Source organism: Fibrobacter sp. UWH4, from assembly GCF_900142475.1.
GTDB lineage: Bacteria > Fibrobacterota > Fibrobacteria > Fibrobacterales > Fibrobacteraceae > Fibrobacter.
In genome coordinates this window covers 404,727-421,718 of record NZ_FRAY01000001.1, presented here as the reverse complement: position 1 = coordinate 421,718, position 16,992 = coordinate 404,727, and the positions used below count along the sequence as shown (strand labels likewise).

The following is a 16,992-nucleotide window of genomic DNA, read 5'->3' as shown; positions in this document are numbered from 1 at the left end:
AAAATTGATTTTTTTTGTTGTTTTTCTGTCTTGTTATGAAAATTTTTCGTATTTTAATGCCGTTGGGTTCGGCAAGTCACCGCATCCAAACATATTTGATTTGAAGGTATACCATGCGATTTGTTTCGAAATTCTTAAGTGTTATCGCCCTTGCAACAGTAGCCCCTTTTGCACAGTTCGCACCGGAACCTCCGATGGCAGACATTCAACTGATGCAAGATTCCACCACAGGCCAGCCCATGAAAATGGACTTTTCGAAGCCGCTGTCGGGAATCAGCGATCCGGGAATTCTGTTCAGCCATTTCGCCAACAAGCCGCTCCTGATCTACTACTTTAGTCCCAAGTGCCCGCACTGCCAGCGTCACATTTCTGAAATTCAGGATCTCGTCAAGGAATACGAACCCAAGGGCCTTACTGGCATTGCCATCGGTCTTGGCGGTGGCATCAAGAAAAACGACATCCGCCTGTTTATCGACCAGTTCCACGTAGCGATTCCCGTATTCCAGGATAGCGACTACAAGTTCGGCCCCGCCTACGGCACTGGTTATATCCCAGTTGTCTACGTGGTGCAAAAAGACGGCACCTTCTACCGTTACGAGACCTTGAACGAAGCGAACATGAACCACATGCGCGCCACGCTCAATAAGATGTTTAAGTAGCAAGAGAGCTCGCCACTACGTGGCTTTGAGGAATGAGGACGTGCCCCTATCCGGGGCACTTTTCGTTTAGTCACAAAACCATATAAAGCAAGGCCCCCAAAGGGAGCCTCAGCGACCGACCTCATAGCTCAAAGCGTCCATAGGACGCGACCTCTAGAACATTTTGCGAGTATTCTTCTTGGCAGGGCCACTGCTGCTCGGCTTGGGAGCCTCACTTGCACCCTTGTTGCTGAAGAGCGTTGCGTCATCGGCAGACTTTGTCTTGACTTCGAAATGATTTCCGTCGCAGACTTCGGTCGGTGCATAGCCTGCCGTATAGAGGCAATAAGTCTTTTCGGAGCAGAATTCACCGGCGAGCTTACCCGTATGGTTGCATACGCCCTTGCTCACGACACCGGCCGGAACCGGGAACGGCTTGCGCGGCAAGTCCTTATGAAGTTCCTTCATCACGGCGATCCAAACCGGGAGCGCATCTTCGGTACCCGTATGGCCAGCACCTAAAGTTCCCGGACTGTCGGAGCCGACCCACACACCCATCGTGTACTGCTTGGTAAAGCCGATGTACCAGCAGTCGGTGTAGTCGTTTGTGGTACCGGTCTTGCCGCCACTCGGATGCGTAAAGCCATTGGCCCATACGCGGGCAGCCGTACCGCGAATATTCACGTCCTTCAGCATGTCGACCATCAGGTAGGCCGATGCCGGACGCAGCACTTCGTGTTCGACCTTGGAATTCTTTTCGATGACTTCGCCGTTGCGGTCCACAATCGATTCGATCATGTAAGGTTCTATGCGGTTACCGCCATTCGGGAACACCGTATAAGCGGATGTCATTTCCATAAGCGTAGCACCCACGGAACCCAAAGCAAGGCTCGGGACAGCCATCAACGGAGCACGAACGATACCGAACTTGCGGGCGTAGTTCACCACGTTGTTAAGGCCGTATTTCATACCGGTAAGAATCGCCGGCAAGTTCTTGGAGCGGTACAGCGCACGACGGAGCGTCATCATACCTTCGAAGTCATGTTCGAAGTTCGCCGGACGCCAGACCTTGTTCTTGTCCTTGTCGTCGGGATCAGGAATGCTCACCGGCTGGTCGTTCACGGAATCGCAAGGGCTTGCGCCGTTGTCCATGGCAGTTGAATACACAATCGGCTTGAACGAGGAACCCGGCTGACGCAGGGACTGCACCGCACGGTTCCAGCGGGACTGGTTGAAGTCGGAACCACCCACCATGGCACGGATTGCACCCGTCTCGTTTTCGATCAGGATGGCAGCCACTTCAGGATGATGGTAAAGAATAGAGTCCGGGAAACGGCGCTTGTCAGCAGGGCGCTTCAAGTCGTCGGCCAGGTATTCCTTCTTAAAGAGAGTGTATACGCTATCGAAATGAGCGACCACGCTATCTTCGGGCATGTTGTACTTCTTGCTCAGGTACAGGCGGCGGGTCGCGCGGTACTTCACACGGCGGCGAACCTTTTCGACCTGCACACGGGCAACGCTGTCGGCATAAGCCTGGATGTCCGGGTCAATCGTCGAGTTGATCGAAACGCCGTCGGCATACAGAGAGTTTTCTCCGTACTTCTTTTCCATGTACTTGCGGATTTCTTCATAGAAATACAAGCCGGATTCATCCGAGACTTCTTTCTTCGCCAATTCAATCGGAGTCTTGATATATTCATGATATTCGTCATCGTTGATGTAGCCCGCATCGCGCATGGCATAGAGCACCGTATTGCGGCGTTCCAGGGAAGCCTTCGGATGACGGTCGGGGCGGTAAGCTTCGGGACGCTGCAACATACCGGCGAGCACTGCGAGTTCCGGAATCGTAAGGCTATCGAGCGGACGACCAAAGTAGAACTTGCCCGCGGCCTGGAAGCCGTAGTTACCGCCAGCGAGGTAAACTTCGTTCATATAAAATTCAAGGATTTCTTCTTTCGTATACGTCTGTTCGATACGGATAGCCGTCATCATTTCCTTGATCTTACGCGAAATCGTACGTTCCGGCGTGAGGAACAGGAGCTTGGTCAGCTGCTGGGTCAAGGTGGATGCGCCGCGGAGCTTCTTGCCCGACAAGGCACTTTCCATAACAGCAGAGGGAATCGCCCACACGTTCATGCCCCAGTGGCTATAGAAGGCACGGTCTTCGGTGGCCATCACGGCGTGGATCGCATTTTCGGGAATGGAATCGAAACTCGTCCATTCGCGGCGTTCCACAAAGTATTCGTGAGCAATCTTTCCGTTCATGTCGTAGATATTCGTGACAAGCTTCGGATTGATCTGTTCAAGCTGCGAAAGCGAAGGCAGTTCCGGAGAGAAATGGTTATAGACGGCAATCACCGCAATGAAGGCGGCAATCACAGGCACGGCAAAGATGATCAACCATTTGACCACTTTACGGTCGGTAAACCACCCTTTCAAAACATTAAGAATCGAAAGCAGTATAGACTTGACTTTATTCATAATATAATATTGTTATTTTTCACGAAAGATAGAAAAAATTTCATTTTTTTATTCAACCACCCTTGACAAAAGTCTGCAATATGCTATATTTGGGCCATCAATCAAGCGGATGTAGCCCAACTGGATAGAGCGTTTGGCTACGAACCAAAAGGCTCCAGGTTCGAGTCCTGGCACCCGCAGAAAAAAGGCGATTTGCGACAAGCAAGTCGTCTTTTTTATTTGACAGAAATCAGGCGAGAAACTGGAGCCTTTGTGAGCAACAAAGCCCCTAGTATTAACTAGGGGCGGTTGCGAGAGCGAGTGAGGAACCGGAGGTTTCGCACCCGAGACGACGAACGAGCGGTCGCTTCTGTGAGCAAATGGGCAAGCCCATTTGCGAGAGGATGTGCCACAACTGGCTTTTTTATATGAATTCGGCACATCCGGTCTATATACCGCTCCAGGTTCGAGTCCTGGCACCCGCAGAAAGGAAGGCGTTTCACGGCAAGTGAGACGCCTTTCTTGTTTCTATACAAAACACCATCAAATAACAAATCTCATCTTTATACAAACGGGCGAGAAACCGGAGCCGCATTTTTTTCGTTAAGATTATTTTTCAAATTTTGCAAACTACTGTTTGCACGCATGCGACAAACGATATTCTAAAATTGCCCCGTAACGAGAGTGTATGGGTAGAGAGTACTAGGGGAATAACACCTTTATCTTTACGGGAATATGGAATACAACAACTACACTCTGCAAGAAGCCGTACGCCTCGTTTTTCTTGCCAGCCGATACAAACGAGGGCTCACCCAAAACGGGCTTTCCATCATTTCGAACATCACCAGGCAATTCATCTCACAAATAGAAATCGGGAAACGCCAACCATCTATATTCACTCTTTGCGCTCTTGCAAACGCCTATAATGTTCCCCTATCCGAATTTTTCGCTGAAGTAGACAAACTTTACCCACTACTGGCGAACGAAAATTTCCAGCCCACAAGTGACACACTTCACGCATCCGAATCCAACAAAATCGCAACAGCCTACATCAAAAACGCAAAAAAGAAATGCCACCGGAAGCGCAAATAAAAGCCAAATTATAAGGCTGGGCCCTCATTTTTTAGTGAGTTTTCACCCTTAACAAAAATATATTTTTTTGCTATCTTTACCCTCCGATGGAATGGCCGAAGAACATAAAAACGCTAACGGAGGACGAGCTCAAAGCTTGGCTCCGCGAGCAGGACGAGAAGCCGTTCCGAGCAAGCCAAATTCAGAAATGGCTTTTCTGCCAGCAGGTCAAAAGCTACGATGAAATGGGGAACATTTCCCCCGCGCTCCGAGAAAAGCTGGCAAATCAGTTCTCTCTCCGCGCACTGACCGAAGAAACCCGCATGGTCTCGGTCGACGGCACTGTCAAGTGGCTTTTCAGGACCCACGACGGCCATCATATCGAAACAGTGATGATTCCCGCAAACGGTCGCTATTCCGTATGCGTTTCGACCCAGGTCGGCTGCGCCATGAACTGCGCTTTCTGCCGTACCGCCAAGATGGGCTTTACCAGGAACCTGGAAGCAGGCGAAATCCTGGAAGAAATCATCAACGTAAACTGGTACCTGAAGGATTCTGGCCTCCTAAACGAAGAAGGCAAGACAGCCCAGGTCACCAACATCATCTTCATGGGCATGGGCGAACCCTTGAACAACCTGGAAAACGTTCACCGCGTCTGCTGTACATTGCATAACCAGAGTCTGTTCAACATGGGCGCAAAGCGCATGACCGTGAGCACGAGCGGAGTCGTTCCCAAGATCAAGGAACTGGTGGACCGCAATACCCCCTGTTGCCTTGCGGTAAGCCTCAACAGCACCAACAACGAATACCGTTCGTCCGTGATGCCAGTGAACAAGACCTGGCCCATCGAAAAACTTTTGGAAGCGGTTGACGAATACATTCGCAGAACCGATAATTATGTAACGTTTGAATTTGTCCTGATCCAGGACATTACCTGCACCCCGAAGGCGGCCAAGGAGCTCATTCGCATTTGCGCCCCCCGTCGCGTCAAGGTGAACGCCATTGTGCTAAACGACGGCGACGACCCCACGCTGCATGCCCCCACGCCGGAGCAGGTAGAAGACTTTTTGGCTATGGTTAGGGCAGCCGAAATTCAAATCACGATCCGCAACCCGCGCGGCCGCGACATTCTCGCCGCCTGCGGGCAGCTTGCGTACAAAAAGGAAGGTAAATCATGTTAACGCAGAACCTCCCGGATTTCTGGGACAATCTTTATGCCGAAGGCAAGGACTACTGGAATCTCAAGAAGGTGACGCCCGCTCTGACGGAATTTTTCAAGCACCCCTCTTGTCCCGCTACGGGTTCCGTTCTGGTTCCCGGCGCAGGCTTTGGCTACGATGCCGAAGCATGGGCTTTGCGCGGTCACGACGTGCTGGCTGTCGACTTTGCCCCCTCTGCCGTCGACGAACTTGACCACTTGAGCCGCAAGCACAAGAACCTGCGTTCCTTAGACCTGGACCTGTTCTCGCTCTCGCCGAAAGACGACAAGCGTGGCGGCCAGCTTTTTGACATCGTTTACGATTACTGCTGCTTTACAGCAATCCACCCGGGCCGCCGCGACGAGTTCTTCGAAGTCTGCTACAAGATGATGAAGGATGACGGCCTGCTGATTCTCTTCCTCTATCCGCTCATGAACGGCAAGACCCTGCAGGGTCCGCCGCACGCCACCAGCGAAGGCGAACTCATGGCGCGCCTCGGCGGCGTATTCGACGTTGTCGAACGCATCAAGCCGACAAACAGCCTCCCGAACCGCGAAGGCAAGGAAGAAATTTGGCTTCTCAAGAAGTGCCTATAATTTAGGCGACAAATGCGTAAGCCGAGTGAAGCGGAATCTCTTGCGTTTTCATTTCCGAGGCAAGCATTTGGGACTAGAGCTATACAAAACCAGGCAATTTATTGCCTTAGTTAAGTTATCCATCTTTAGTGTGAAGCTTAAGGAAAAAGACGAGTGATAAGCACTCGCCTTTTTCGTTAGAAAGTCTGTTTTTCCATTTAACCTAGCGCCTATTTTTCAAAAATTTTGACATTTTTGGGGTGGTAGGACGCCCATTTTGACTTTTTGTACCTATAAATCTCTTTATTTGGTGGATTTATAGGTACAAAAACGACTTTTTTCGTTTCAATGGCCCCACCAAAAGACTTTTCCTCCACCAAAATACCTATAAATAGCACACCTTAATGCATTTTATAGGTACGTTCCGCAAGCAAAACAATTACTTTATCCTAAATCGTACCTATAAACATTCAATTTCAGCAGCATTTATAGGTACGACAATCTTATGGATCTTTCCCTATACCTATAAGCATATAAACACAAGCCTTTTTATAGGTACAACATTAACCTTCAGCAGTTATGTTCAAAGAGGAACAAGTTTTATTCATAAGCAGCATTTCTTGCCCCTTATTTTTTCTATTTTTTTCTCAGATTTTAACGGCGGCCAAGCCGCTCTAACGTAGACACAAGGATTGAATTATGGCAAAAGATTTATGCCCCTGCGGTTCCGGTAAGGAATACTGCGAATGTTGTGAACCGATCATCAAGCAGAAGGCTCTCGCGGCAAGCCCCGAAGCCCTGATGCGTTCCCGCTACACCGCTTATGTAAAGCAGGAAATCGGCTGGCTCAAGGAATCTCTTGAACCCACGCAGCGCAGCGACTTCGACGAACCGAGCGTGACCGCCTGGAGCAAGGAATCCGAATGGCTCGGCATCGAAATCAAGCAGACCAAGACCGAAGAAGAAAAGAACATCGGCTGGGTCGAATTCATTGCACGCTTCAAGCAGGGCAACATCACCCGTAACCACCACGAGCTCGGCGAATTCCATAAGGTCGGCGGCGCATGGTTCTTCTACGACGGTCGTGCCGTGAAGCAGGAAACAGTCCGTCACGAAGGTCCGGTCGTTGGCCGTAACGATCCGTGCCCGTGCGGCTCCGGCAAGAAGTACAAGAAGTGCTGCGGCGCAGGCAAGTAAACAGTAGACAGTGGTTAGTAAACAGGGCGGCTTCGCCGCTATTGTTAGTCCTAACCACTAACCACCAACCACTAACCACTATTAACCATGTTCAAAGTTTTCGTAGATGGTGAAGCAGGTACCACTGGCCTGCAGATTTATGAGAGACTCGCAAAGCGCACCGACATCGAAGTGTTGCGCATTTCTCCCGAACTCCGCAAAGACATTAACGAACGCAAGCGACTCATCAACGAGTCCGACGTGACGTTCCTGTGCTTGCCCGATGCAGCAGCTGTCGAAAGTGCCGCCCTCTGCGAAAATCCGAACACCCGCGTGATTGACGCTTCTACCGCTCACCGCGTGAATCCGGACTGGACCTACGGGATGCCGGAACTCAGCCCCGCCCAGCGTGAAGCAATTGCAAAGGCCAAGCGCATCGCGAACCCCGGCTGCCACGCCTCGGGCTTTATCCTCGGCGTGCATCCGCTGGTTGCCGCAGGCATTCTGCCAAAGAGCGCAAACCTTGCCGCCTACAGCATCACCGGTTATTCCGGCGGCGGCAAGAAGCTGATTGCCGAATACGAAGAAGCTGCAGCACTTGCACATGCTGCCGGCGAATCGAAGGCCATCATGGCGCCCGCCCCGTACGCGCTTGCGCTCGCACACAAGCACCTCCCCGAAATGAAGAAGTACTGCGAACTTGAAAATACGCCGTTCTTTAACCCGGTGCTCGGCCCCTACTACAAGGGCATGGCGGTCACGGTCGCCATCTTTGCAAATGAACTCACCAAGAAGGTCGGCCCCGAAGGCCTCACCGAAATCCTCGCCAAGCATTACGAAGGTTCCCGTTTTGTGAAGGTGATGCCCTACGAAGCAGCCCCCGTGCTGTTCAACGGCCGCCTTGACGCTACCGTCTGCAACGATACGAACAACGCCCGCATCCAGGTATTCGGCAACGAAACCGTGATGCAGGTAACGACCATCATCGACAACCTCGGCAAGGGCGCAAGCGGTGCCGCTATTCAGAACATGAATATCGCCCTGGGAATCGATGAAGGCGTAAGCCTTTCCTAGCCACTAACCACCAACCACGAACCACTTCCCATGTTCCTAGACGAAAAATCAATTGAAGTTCGCTCCGGCAAGGGCGGCGATGGCATTTGCAGTTTCCACCGCGAAAAGTTCGTACCCCTCGGCGGTCCCGATGGCGGTGACGGCGGTCGCGGCGGCCATGTGATTCTGCAGGTGAACGAACAGTTTTCAACACTCCTCGACATGGGTAACGCTCGCCTGTACAAGGCGCAAAGTGGACAGCCCGGTGGCGCCAAGCGCTGCACCGGCCGTAGCGCCGAAGACCTGATCGTAGACGTTCCGCGCGGCACCATCGTGAAAGATGCCGAAGGTCGCATCTTGGCAGACCTTACCGAACCCGGCCAGAAGTGGATTGCCGCTCGCGGCGGCAAGGGCGGCATGGGCAACCAGCACTTTGCGACACCTGCCAATCAAGCCCCGCGCAAGTGCACGCCCGGCGAAAAAGGCGAACGTCGCGAACTCTTTTTGGAACTCAAGCTTATGGCAGACGTGGGCCTCGTCGGATTCCCGAACGCAGGCAAGTCTAGCCTCGTGAACAAGATTTCGAGCGGACGCCCGAAAGTCGGCGACTATCCGTTCACCACTCTCGAACCGGTGCTCGGCATCGTGCAGATGAACGGTCACAGCTTCGTGGTCGCAGACATTCCGGGTCTCTTGGAAGGCGCCAGCGAAGGCAAGGGTCTCGGCCACCAGTTCCTGAAGCATATCGAACGCACGCATACGCTGTTGTTCGTCATCGACGGCTTTGCTGAAAACGCCTACGAGCAGTTCACCGTTCTTAAGGAAGAACTCAAGGCGTTCCACCCGAAGCTCGCGAAGAAGCCCTACGTAATCGCTCTCAACAAGAGCGACCTCGGCATCGACGAAGCGATCAAGCAGTTCAAGGCCCACAAGGAAGCCGTCATCGTGACCTCCGCCGTAACAGGCGACGGTTGCAAGGAACTCACCTTGGCTCTGGACGAAGCCGTGCCCCACGTGCAAAAGAAGAAGGTCGGCTGGGAAAGCAAGAAACTCAGCAGCGCCACCACCGGCATCGACGGCACCGGAAAGAAAATCGCAAAGAGCAAGGCCAGCTCGGCGGCGAAAAGCTCCGCTAAAACAGGCTCCAAGGCCGCCGGAGCAAAAACAGCCCGCAGCAAGAAGAAGGCTTAACGAATGGCGAAAAAGGAACAAAGCACTCCGGTCATCGTAAACCGCAAGGCAAACCACCTCTACTTTGTCGACGAAACCTTCGAAGTAGGTATCATGCTCATCGGTTCGGAAGTCAAGTCTATCCGCGATGGCAAGTGCACTTTGGGCGAAGCGTGGATTGACATCGACGAGAGCAAGAATGAAATCTGGCTCGTGGGTGCGCACATCGACGAATACCTGTTCGCGAACCGCTTCAACCACTTTCCGGCAAGGCGCCGCAAGCTCTTGGCACATGTGCATGAAATCGCCAAGATGCGCAAAGCAAAAGAGCAAAAGGGCTGCACGCTCATCCCGCTCAAGCTCTACTTCAAGAATCGCCGCGCCAAGCTCGAAATGGGAATCTGCCGCGGCAAGGATCAGCGCGACAAGCGTCAGGACATCATCAACCGCGACGCAAAACTCGAAATGGCCCGTGCGGCAAAGGCGCATAAATAATGAGAAATCTTGTTTGGCACATCCTCCTTTGCGCAGCTCTCGCAGCTTCTGCCTGGGCTAGCAACAAGGTTGATGCCGAACAAGTCGCCAGGGAACACAAGGCCAGCTTCCACTGGTTCCCAGTTCAAAAGACATTCCTGCTCGCAGGTGAAGGTGACACGCTCAAGTTCGCCATCGGGCTCCCCTATGTGAGCAGCCACGGCAACTCCATTGAGCTTAAGCACGCTCCCGAAATTACAGACGGACACATTCTCTTGGATTCTGCCGATGTCGCAGGCCTATTTAAGGATGGATCCCGTCAGTCGCCTTCGGCTCCTTCCAGGATGACTGACACGAACAAGGTCGCTGCGGCGTCCACTCCCGCACCGGCTGCAGCCCCCACAAAAGTCGCCGCAGTCTCAGCGGCTCCCGTAGCCGCTTCCGCCGCACCAGCTAAAACCGCAGCGATTCCGGCAGCAAAGACCGCAACGCCGAAAAACGAAACCGCAGGCACCCGCGAAGTCAAGACCATCGTAATCGACCCGGGCCACGGCGGCAAGGACACCGGTGCCCAGGGCAAGAACTCCAACGAAAAGGACATCGTGCTCGCCGTCGGAAAGCTCCTGAAGAAGGAACTCGAAAAGGAAGGTTTCAACGTCAAGATGACCCGCGACAAGGACGTGTTCATTGAACTCGGCGAACGCGCAAACCTTGCAAACCAGTGGGACGGCGACCTGTTCATCAGCCTGCACTGCAACGCCATTGACGCAACTCCCGAACGCAAGAAACAAATCAAGGGCTACCACGTGTACGTGCTCCGCGCTCCCGAAAGCGAAGAAGACAAGGCAATCGCCCGCCGCGAAAACAAGGTGGCAACGCTCTACGGCGAAAAGAACGCCAAGGAAGAACTCTCTCCCATCGAATGGTTCAAGCTAGAAGCGCGCCTCGAAAAGTACAAGCAGAACAGCTACATGTTCACCGAAGAAATGCTCAAGGCTTTTGACGGCGGAAAAATCAAGCGTCAGGGCGGAGGAGTCGGCGGCGCAGGTTTCATGGTGCTCGTAGGTGCGCTCATGCCAGCCGTTCTCTTTGAAATCGGCTTCATCAGCAACCCCGAAGAAGAAGCCTACATGACAACAGCCAAGGCGCAAGAAGACATCGCAGCCCGCGTCGCCAAGGCGGTCAGCACCTACAAGGCCGCCGTCCACAACTACCGCGAAACTTTAGGCAGATAGCTCCGAGAAGACCTTTCAAAGATTATCAGACGAAATAAAAACCGACTGCAATCGCAATCGGCTTTTTTGTTAACGATTCATTTTTAAGATTAATCAAGGCGTTCGGCGGCCTGATTAATTATATTTAAACACTCTTTAAGGATATTATCGTATTTCTCCTGATAGTGTTCGTTTGTCGTAAGCGTTCCTCCCACACAAGTATAGGTTTTGGCAATATAGCCATCGAACCAATGTTTTGAATCATTCTTTAAACTTGTATACATGATATCATATTGATAATCATCCATATAATAAGGAGATAAATTTCCCTTCAATTTTTTATTTTCACGATCCAGCAGTCCTTCATAGAACTGTTTTTGAGCATCGGTCAAGCCCGAGTCCGGATTTTCCAATGCATCAGACATTCTTTGATAAATTTCTTTTTGCACTTCGGCAAGAATATCGGCAAACAAGGCGAAACCATCCTCTGTACACTGGATATAGTCTTTAGGCAAAGAGGAACTTGAGCTTTCTGCTTCGGAGCTGGAACTTTCGGCCACGGAACTCGAGCTGATTCCCTTGGCCTTGTTATATTCCTCTTCGGATGTATAGACAACGCCATCCTCTTCCTTGAACCATTTATAGGTCAAGCCATCGGAGCATTTAAGTTTAGTCACGGTACGGTACGAATTGCAGGGATTGTATATGATACCATAGAGTGCAACAAACTCCTCAATGGCCCCACATTTTTCCAAATCGTCTTCCCATTTTTTAAACGTCATCCAGGATACCGCCGTATCCGCTTTCAAGAACTCTTGCAAATCCATACAAGAAAGTTTTGAAGAAGTCGTCGTTGAACCGCACACGGATTCGTAATCATCGATTTTCGAGCAAGTCACCGAAGAGTCTCTCGCCAAGACTAATGGTTCAGAACTAGAGGAGCTAGATTCTTTGGAACTGGACGATTCCAATGATTCAGAAGAACCGGGTTCATCAATAGACGAGGAACTTCCCTCTTCGGCACTTGACAAAGGCTGCGATTCCGAAGAGACAGGAGCCGATTCCAGAGACGAGGAACTTTCCGGAGACTGTTCAGAAGAAGCCGGTTCCGCCGACGATGATTCCGGAGAATCCGGATCGTTAACTTCCGGCACAGGAGCCTGCGTACTTGTATCACTACCGCAACTCGCCCAAAACAGAGATGCTACCGATACGCAGCACAAGCGCCAAACATTACGAATATTCATAGAATCCTCCTATTTTACCATAATATATAATTTATTTAAAATAGCAGTCAAACATCTTAACAATTTTACAAAAAAGCGTGATTTACACAAAAAAAACCGACTGCACTTGGCAATCGGCTTTTAACGTTTTATGGATTCTATCGGACCCTCGGTCCTCCAGAATGACACACGAGATTACTCGGCGGCGTCCATATCGGCGTCGTCGATTTCGGCGTTGTGATAAACGTCCTGGACGTCGTCGTGGTCTTCGAACTTGTCGATGAGCTTGAGGAGCTTCTGGGCATCTTCGTGGCCGAGCTTCACCGGGTCGTTAGCGACGTAGGTGATTTCGGCGCTCATCATTTCGATACCGGCAGCTTCGAGAGCCTTGGAAACAGCGTCGAATGCTTCCGGAGAAGTGGAGATTTCATGCACACCGTCTTCGGTGGACATGTCTTCGGCACCAGCTTCGAGAACGAGGTCCATCACCTGGTCTTCCGGATACTTTTCAGCATCAACGATAATCACGCCCTTGTAGGTGAATGCCCAAGAAACGGAACCGGATTCGCCCATGGAGCCGTTGTTCTTGTTGAAGATGTTGCGGATTTCGGCAACGGTACGGACCTTGTTGTCGGTCAGGCACTGCACCATAATGGCAATGCCACCCGGGCCGCGTCCTTCGTACAGCGGTTCCGTCATTTCGGTACCGGAGTTGGCACCCGTACCCTTGGCGATAGCGCTTTCAATGTTCTTGGTCGGAAGGCTCTGGCTCTTGGACTTGAGAATTGCAGCACGCAGACGCGGGTTCGCATCCGGGTTTCCGCCGCCAAGCTTAGCAGCAATGGAGATTTCCTTGATCAACTTGTTCCAAGCCTTGGCGCGAGCAACGTCAGTCTTGGCTTTCTTGCGTTTGGTGGTGGCCCATTTGGAGTGACCGGACATAGATTACCTCTAGTTTTTAGATTAAAAAATCGACCTAATTCGGAATTCGGATTTCGGAATTTTTATCAGCTAACAACTCCTAATTCATAATTCCGAATTCTGAATTTACTTGTTCTTGAGTTGGCAACGGCGTTTTTCCTTGATAGAAAGACTCGGATCGTCGCATTCATCGCCAGAAACTTTTTTCTTCTTTTTCTTCTTGGTCGGAGCAGGTTCCTCTTCGGCCTCGACGCGGCGCTTGCGCTTGTTGAACGAAGCGTCATCTTCCATCGCCGCTTTCTTTTTCTTCTTCGGAGCGACTTCTTCGTCAGCCTCGACACGACGCTTGCGAGCATTGATGGTCGCATCTTCGTCAATTTTCTTGCCACTCTTCTTCTGGAGAGCGCGAAGTTTCGCCTTGTCCATCGGATCGGCAGAAGCCTTGGTGATTGCCTTGTCGTACTTGCCGCCCCAGACATTGCCGAGCAGCGAGCCAGATTCCAGAGCATCTTTCAAGATACCCATCGCCCATTCATCGTTTGCCGGCGGCAACAACTTGAAGCGAAGGTTGCGAATCTTTGTGGGTTCGTCATCGAAGTAGAGCATCATGTCAAAGAGGCCCACCTGGTATTCCTTACCGTCGGAACCTGCCGCGGTAGAAGGGACATAGGCGAGAACCGCATAGACATCGCCATCGAAGAGTCCCGTAATCAGGGCATCGCCGTCTCCGCCCGGAGCCTGCACTTCACCATCGGCTTGGAAGGCCCACGGGTTGACATCCACCGTCAGGCGGAACTTGTGATACCCCTTTTCCACCTTCTTGAGCTTCAGCAATGCACCCGAAAAAGCCTGGAATTCAGGCTTAAGGGAAGACTGCGCCGAACAAACCACGGCAAAAGCGAGAAACAGAACAGCTATAAGTTTTTTCATAGGAACCTCCCTTTGAAAGACTTATTAATTCTTGAAGAACAGAGCCTTGGCAGCCTCGAACATCGGGTCCTTTTCATCCGGGTTGCGGCATTCCGTATAAATGCGCACCTTGGGTTCGGTACCGGACGGACGCACCAGCATCCAGGAGTCATCGTCGAAGATGATCTTAACGCCATCGAGCGTGAGGAGCTGCTTCACGGTCTTTTCGTTGTTACCGACCATGACCTTTGCACCCGGCTTCGCGATATCGGCGATGGCGTTCACCTTGGCCTTCAGCGGTTCGCCAACGAGGGACTTGTCCACTTCGAAGCCCGAACGAGTCGGATAGAAGCGGCCGTATTCTTCGTAAAGGGCGTCGAGGTATTCACCGAGGTTCTTGCCGGTCACCGCCATGATTTCAAGAGCGATGAGGAGGCCGAACTGGGCATCCTTCTCAAGCGTGTTGTTGAGGCCCGAAATACCGTCAGATTCTTCGAATGCCACGAGAGCCTTCTGCTTGGCGTTACGGGAAAGCCACGGGCGGAAGTTCTTGAAGCCCACCGGAGTTTCCATCACGGGCACGCCGAGCTTTTCGGCAATGATGTTCACAAAGTTAGAGGTAGCAACGGACTTAGCCACGCAGCCCTGTTCCTTGCGCCAGGTAGCCATGTAGTGGAAAGCGATAGCGCCGAACTGGTTCATGTCGATTTCGCGGGTGCCGTCGTAGAAGCGGATACGGTCGCCATCCGGGTCAAAAATGGCACCCAGGCGGAACCAGGACTTGCTTTCGTCAAGGACCTTGCGGACCTTTTCGAGGTTCTTGCTGGACGGTTCCGGAGCGATACCACCGAACAGAGAATCGTCTTCGTTGCGAAGCGTAATGAGGCATTCCGGATTGTCGAGGAGAGCAGCCGGACGACGACGGGTAGAACCGTGCACATGGTCGCAAACGAGAGTCAGGCGGCCCTTCTTGATAAAGTCCTTGATGCGGTCGAACTTGATGGTGCCCTGCTTGACCAGGAATTCCTTGTAAATCTTGAGGGAGTCGATGATTTCCCAGTCAACCTTGCCTACCGGTTCAAACTTCCAGGTGGCCATCATTTCGTTGCTGAGCTTGGTAATCACGTTCGTGATTTCCGGACCGGCAGGACCGCCATCGGCCGGGTTAAACTTGATGCCGTTGTAGTGGCTCGGGTTGTGGCTCGGAGTCATGTTGATGGAGCAGGCGGCACCGAGCATCTCGATGCAGGCGCTGAATTCCGGAGTCGGCATTTCGCCGCCATAGTAGACCTTCACACCAGCCTTGGCGAACTGGTCAGCCACGGCTTCGCAGAATTCGTGACCGAGCAAGCGGTTGTCGTGACCCACGACCACGCCACGCTTCTGGAGTTCGGCAAAATCCTTCACGCCGAGAGCTTCAAAAAGTTCAGGTGTAGCTTCCTTATAGAGGCGGACGATTGCGGCACCCACCACCTGCAGGTTGCGGAGCGTAAATTCGGAACCGATTTCGCCACGCCAGCCAGAAGTACCAAAGCTCACCTTGGCGGGCTCCTGGGAGGTCAGTGCGACCTGCTTTACCTGTTCGACCAGGCCCATATCGGTAGCCGGGTTGAATTCGGGGGACTGAATCTTTTTCCAAATCTGCGTAATGTTTTCCATAACGGTTCCTTTTGAGTTTTAACGAGTGTAATTTAGTAAAAAACAGGGTAATACACAGGAAGCGGCAAACCGGATGAGGTCGCTAACAGACATTTTCTACATTTGCGGCCGTCATGAGAATACCGCTTCAGCTCGCCGTCATTTTCGCTATTTGCGTTGCGGGAGAATTTCTCCACCGCATCGTGGGAATCCCCCTGCCGGGAAACATTATCGGCATGGTCCTGCTCCTCGCATTACTTTGTCTTAAAATCATCAAGCCTGAGCAAATTTCAGGGGTTTCCAGCTTTTTCCTGAACCACCTCGCCCTATTTTTCCTCCCTCCGAGCATCGCCATTATGGCTGTAGGCGACGACGTCCTTTCGAAATGGCCCCTTTTGCTCTTTCTCTGCATCGTCTTCACGCTTGCCACCCTCGCCGTCAGCGGGCGTTGTACGCAGATTTTTATCCGTAAGCAGGAATACCGCGAGAACCTGGCCCTCCGCGCCGAACGTCACGCCCAACGCCTCGCCAACCGAGACGCCTCTAATAACGACAAGAAGGGAGGACATCCATGAACGAAATCGTCAATTCGCCCTTGTTCGGCATTCTCCTTTCCGTCACCGCTTTTGAAATCGGCGTTACTATCAGCAAAAAATGGAAGTATTCCTTCCTGAATCCGCTCCTGATAGCCAACATCCTTATCGTCGGATTTCTTCTGGCTACAGGGATCAGTCTCGAAAGCTACAATGTCGGCGGAGACTACATCTCGGTGCTGCTCTCGCCCGCAACGGTCGTACTCGCCGTCCCCCTCTACAAACAAATCGCCAAGCTCGTCAAATTCTGGAAGCCCATCCTCGCCGGAATTGTTGCCGGGAGCATGACTTCCATGGCGTGCGTCATCCTTGTCAGCAAGGCCATCGGCCTCAGCGACACCCTTATGCTTTCGCTGCTTCCCAAATCCATCACGATTCCCATGGGCTCCGTTGTTTCCGAGCAGATTGGCGGCATTCCCTCGGTAACCATCATCTCGATAGTCGTTACAGGAATCACGGGAGCCGTTTCCGCCCCAGCCGTCTGCAGGTTCTGCCGCATTAAGCACAAGGTGGCTCAGGGAATCGCTATCGGCACCGCAAGCCACGCCCTAGGAACCACCAAGGCGATGGAACTCGGCGAAATCCAAGGCGCCATGAGCAGCCTCTCTATAGGAATAGCGGGGCTATTCACCGCAGTGATAGCCCCGATCATAGTTCCGTGGATTTAATTTAAAG

The 16,992-nt window shown here is 52.1% G+C and carries 16 protein-coding genes and 1 tRNA gene; 12 read left to right on the top strand and 5 right to left on the bottom strand.

What is annotated here, in order from left to right; translation table 11 throughout:
• The first annotated feature begins 113 nt into the window (after positions 1-113).
• A complete protein-coding gene (locus tag BUA93_RS01705) occupies positions 114-659 on the top strand; it encodes a TlpA disulfide reductase family protein (protein ID WP_072976882.1) in 546 nt (181 codons plus the stop codon).
• Between the two features lie 153 nt (positions 660-812).
• Here BUA93_RS01705 and BUA93_RS01700 read toward each other — a convergent pair whose 3' ends face one another.
• Positions 813-3,119: a penicillin-binding protein 1A gene (locus tag BUA93_RS01700; protein ID WP_072976881.1), complete on the bottom strand. Its 2,307-nt coding sequence runs from the start codon at positions 3,117-3,119 to the stop codon at positions 813-815.
• Positions 3,120-3,224: 105 nt separating this feature from the next.
• Here BUA93_RS01700 and BUA93_RS01695 point away from each other — a divergent pair.
• The 9 genes from BUA93_RS01695 to BUA93_RS01655 all read left to right on the top strand — a co-directional run bounded on the left by BUA93_RS01695 (position 3,225) and on the right by BUA93_RS01655 (position 11,051).
• Positions 3,225-3,298: transfer RNA gene (locus tag BUA93_RS01695), tRNA-Arg, on the top strand.
• 535 nt (positions 3,299-3,833) lie between these two features.
• Entirely contained in the window at positions 3,834-4,190 is a 357-nt protein-coding gene (locus BUA93_RS01690; protein ID WP_072976880.1) for a helix-turn-helix domain-containing protein, read from the top strand.
• An 86-nt stretch (positions 4,191-4,276) separates the two neighbouring features.
• Positions 4,277-5,350 (top strand): dual-specificity RNA methyltransferase RlmN, encoded by a 1,074-nt coding sequence (rlmN, locus tag BUA93_RS01685; RefSeq protein ID WP_072976878.1) that lies wholly within the window; start codon positions 4,277-4,279, stop codon positions 5,348-5,350.
• On the top strand, positions 5,344-5,964 hold the full coding sequence (locus BUA93_RS01680; RefSeq protein WP_072976876.1) for a methyltransferase: 621 nt from the start codon (positions 5,344-5,346) through the stop codon (positions 5,962-5,964). Before rlmN ends, BUA93_RS01680 begins: the two co-directional genes overlap by 7 nt.
• A 678-nt stretch (positions 5,965-6,642) precedes the next feature.
• Positions 6,643-7,140 carry a YchJ family protein gene (locus BUA93_RS01675; RefSeq protein ID WP_072976874.1) on the top strand — a complete coding sequence of 166 codons (498 nt, stop codon included), beginning with the start codon at positions 6,643-6,645 and terminating at the stop codon, positions 7,138-7,140.
• Between the two features lie 87 nt (positions 7,141-7,227).
• On the top strand, positions 7,228-8,193 hold the full coding sequence (gene argC / locus BUA93_RS01670; RefSeq protein WP_072976873.1) for an N-acetyl-gamma-glutamyl-phosphate reductase: 966 nt from the start codon (positions 7,228-7,230) through the stop codon (positions 8,191-8,193).
• Between the two features lie 30 nt (positions 8,194-8,223).
• Positions 8,224-9,363, top strand: a complete 1,140-nt coding sequence (obgE, locus tag BUA93_RS01665; protein ID WP_083597075.1) for a GTPase ObgE — start codon at positions 8,224-8,226, stop codon at positions 9,361-9,363.
• A 3-nt stretch (positions 9,364-9,366) separates the two neighbouring features.
• Complete coding sequence (smpB, locus tag BUA93_RS01660) at positions 9,367-9,837, top strand: SsrA-binding protein SmpB (RefSeq protein ID WP_072976871.1); 471 nt, start codon at positions 9,367-9,369, stop codon at positions 9,835-9,837.
• A complete protein-coding gene (locus BUA93_RS01655) occupies positions 9,837-11,051 on the top strand; it encodes an N-acetylmuramoyl-L-alanine amidase family protein (RefSeq protein WP_072976870.1) in 1,215 nt (404 codons plus the stop codon). The genes smpB and BUA93_RS01655 overlap by 1 nt, the downstream gene beginning before the upstream one ends.
• A gap of 89 nt (positions 11,052-11,140) precedes the next feature.
• On the opposite strand, the gene BUA93_RS15810 is transcribed toward BUA93_RS01655, so the two are convergent.
• The 4 genes from BUA93_RS15810 to BUA93_RS01630 form a co-directional block, all read right to left on the bottom strand.
• Entirely contained in the window at positions 11,141-12,277 is a 1,137-nt protein-coding gene (locus tag BUA93_RS15810) for a hypothetical protein (RefSeq protein WP_139257664.1), read from the bottom strand.
• Between the two features lie 174 nt (positions 12,278-12,451).
• Positions 12,452-13,198, bottom strand: a complete 747-nt coding sequence (locus BUA93_RS01640; RefSeq protein ID WP_072976864.1) for a YebC/PmpR family DNA-binding transcriptional regulator — start codon at positions 13,196-13,198, stop codon at positions 12,452-12,454.
• A gap of 105 nt (positions 13,199-13,303) precedes the next feature.
• On the bottom strand, positions 13,304-14,107 hold the full coding sequence (locus BUA93_RS01635) for a hypothetical protein (RefSeq protein WP_072976862.1): 804 nt from the start codon (positions 14,105-14,107) through the stop codon (positions 13,304-13,306).
• Positions 14,108-14,131: 24 nt separating this feature from the next.
• Complete coding sequence (locus tag BUA93_RS01630) at positions 14,132-15,745, bottom strand: phosphohexomutase domain-containing protein (RefSeq protein WP_072976861.1); 1,614 nt, start codon at positions 15,743-15,745, stop codon at positions 14,132-14,134.
• A 113-nt stretch (positions 15,746-15,858) separates the two neighbouring features.
• Between BUA93_RS01630 and BUA93_RS01625 the strand changes: the two genes are divergently transcribed.
• On the top strand, positions 15,859-16,299 hold the full coding sequence (locus tag BUA93_RS01625) for a CidA/LrgA family protein (protein ID WP_072976859.1): 441 nt from the start codon (positions 15,859-15,861) through the stop codon (positions 16,297-16,299).
• Positions 16,296-16,985: an LrgB family protein gene (locus tag BUA93_RS01620; RefSeq protein WP_072976857.1), complete on the top strand. Its 690-nt coding sequence runs from the start codon at positions 16,296-16,298 to the stop codon at positions 16,983-16,985. Before BUA93_RS01625 ends, BUA93_RS01620 begins: the two co-directional genes overlap by 4 nt.
• The last annotated feature ends 7 nt before the right edge of the window (positions 16,986-16,992 follow it).

Bases quoted from the DNA above. Each gene is read 5' to 3' on its own strand.
- BUA93_RS01705 (WP_072976882.1), top strand. From the start codon at position 114: ATGCGATTTGTTTCGAAATTCTTAAGTGTTATCGCCCTTGCAACAGTA.
- BUA93_RS01700 (WP_072976881.1), bottom strand. From the start codon at position 3,119: ATGAATAAAGTCAAGTCTATACTGCTTTCGATTCTTAATGTTTTGAAA.
- BUA93_RS01690 (WP_072976880.1), top strand. From the start codon at position 3,834: ATGGAATACAACAACTACACTCTGCAAGAAGCCGTACGCCTCGTTTTT.
- rlmN (WP_072976878.1), top strand. From the start codon at position 4,277: ATGGAATGGCCGAAGAACATAAAAACGCTAACGGAGGACGAGCTCAAA.
- BUA93_RS01680 (WP_072976876.1), top strand. From the start codon at position 5,344: ATGTTAACGCAGAACCTCCCGGATTTCTGGGACAATCTTTATGCCGAA.
- BUA93_RS01675 (WP_072976874.1), top strand. From the start codon at position 6,643: ATGGCAAAAGATTTATGCCCCTGCGGTTCCGGTAAGGAATACTGCGAA.
- argC (WP_072976873.1), top strand. From the start codon at position 7,228: ATGTTCAAAGTTTTCGTAGATGGTGAAGCAGGTACCACTGGCCTGCAG.
- obgE (WP_083597075.1), top strand. From the start codon at position 8,224: ATGTTCCTAGACGAAAAATCAATTGAAGTTCGCTCCGGCAAGGGCGGC.
- smpB (WP_072976871.1), top strand. From the start codon at position 9,367: ATGGCGAAAAAGGAACAAAGCACTCCGGTCATCGTAAACCGCAAGGCA.
- BUA93_RS01655 (WP_072976870.1), top strand. From the start codon at position 9,837: ATGAGAAATCTTGTTTGGCACATCCTCCTTTGCGCAGCTCTCGCAGCT.
- BUA93_RS15810 (WP_139257664.1), bottom strand. From the start codon at position 12,277: ATGAATATTCGTAATGTTTGGCGCTTGTGCTGCGTATCGGTAGCATCT.
- BUA93_RS01640 (WP_072976864.1), bottom strand. From the start codon at position 13,198: ATGTCCGGTCACTCCAAATGGGCCACCACCAAACGCAAGAAAGCCAAG.
- BUA93_RS01635 (WP_072976862.1), bottom strand. From the start codon at position 14,107: ATGAAAAAACTTATAGCTGTTCTGTTTCTCGCTTTTGCCGTGGTTTGT.
- BUA93_RS01630 (WP_072976861.1), bottom strand. From the start codon at position 15,745: ATGGAAAACATTACGCAGATTTGGAAAAAGATTCAGTCCCCCGAATTC.
- BUA93_RS01625 (WP_072976859.1), top strand. From the start codon at position 15,859: ATGAGAATACCGCTTCAGCTCGCCGTCATTTTCGCTATTTGCGTTGCG.
- BUA93_RS01620 (WP_072976857.1), top strand. From the start codon at position 16,296: ATGAACGAAATCGTCAATTCGCCCTTGTTCGGCATTCTCCTTTCCGTC.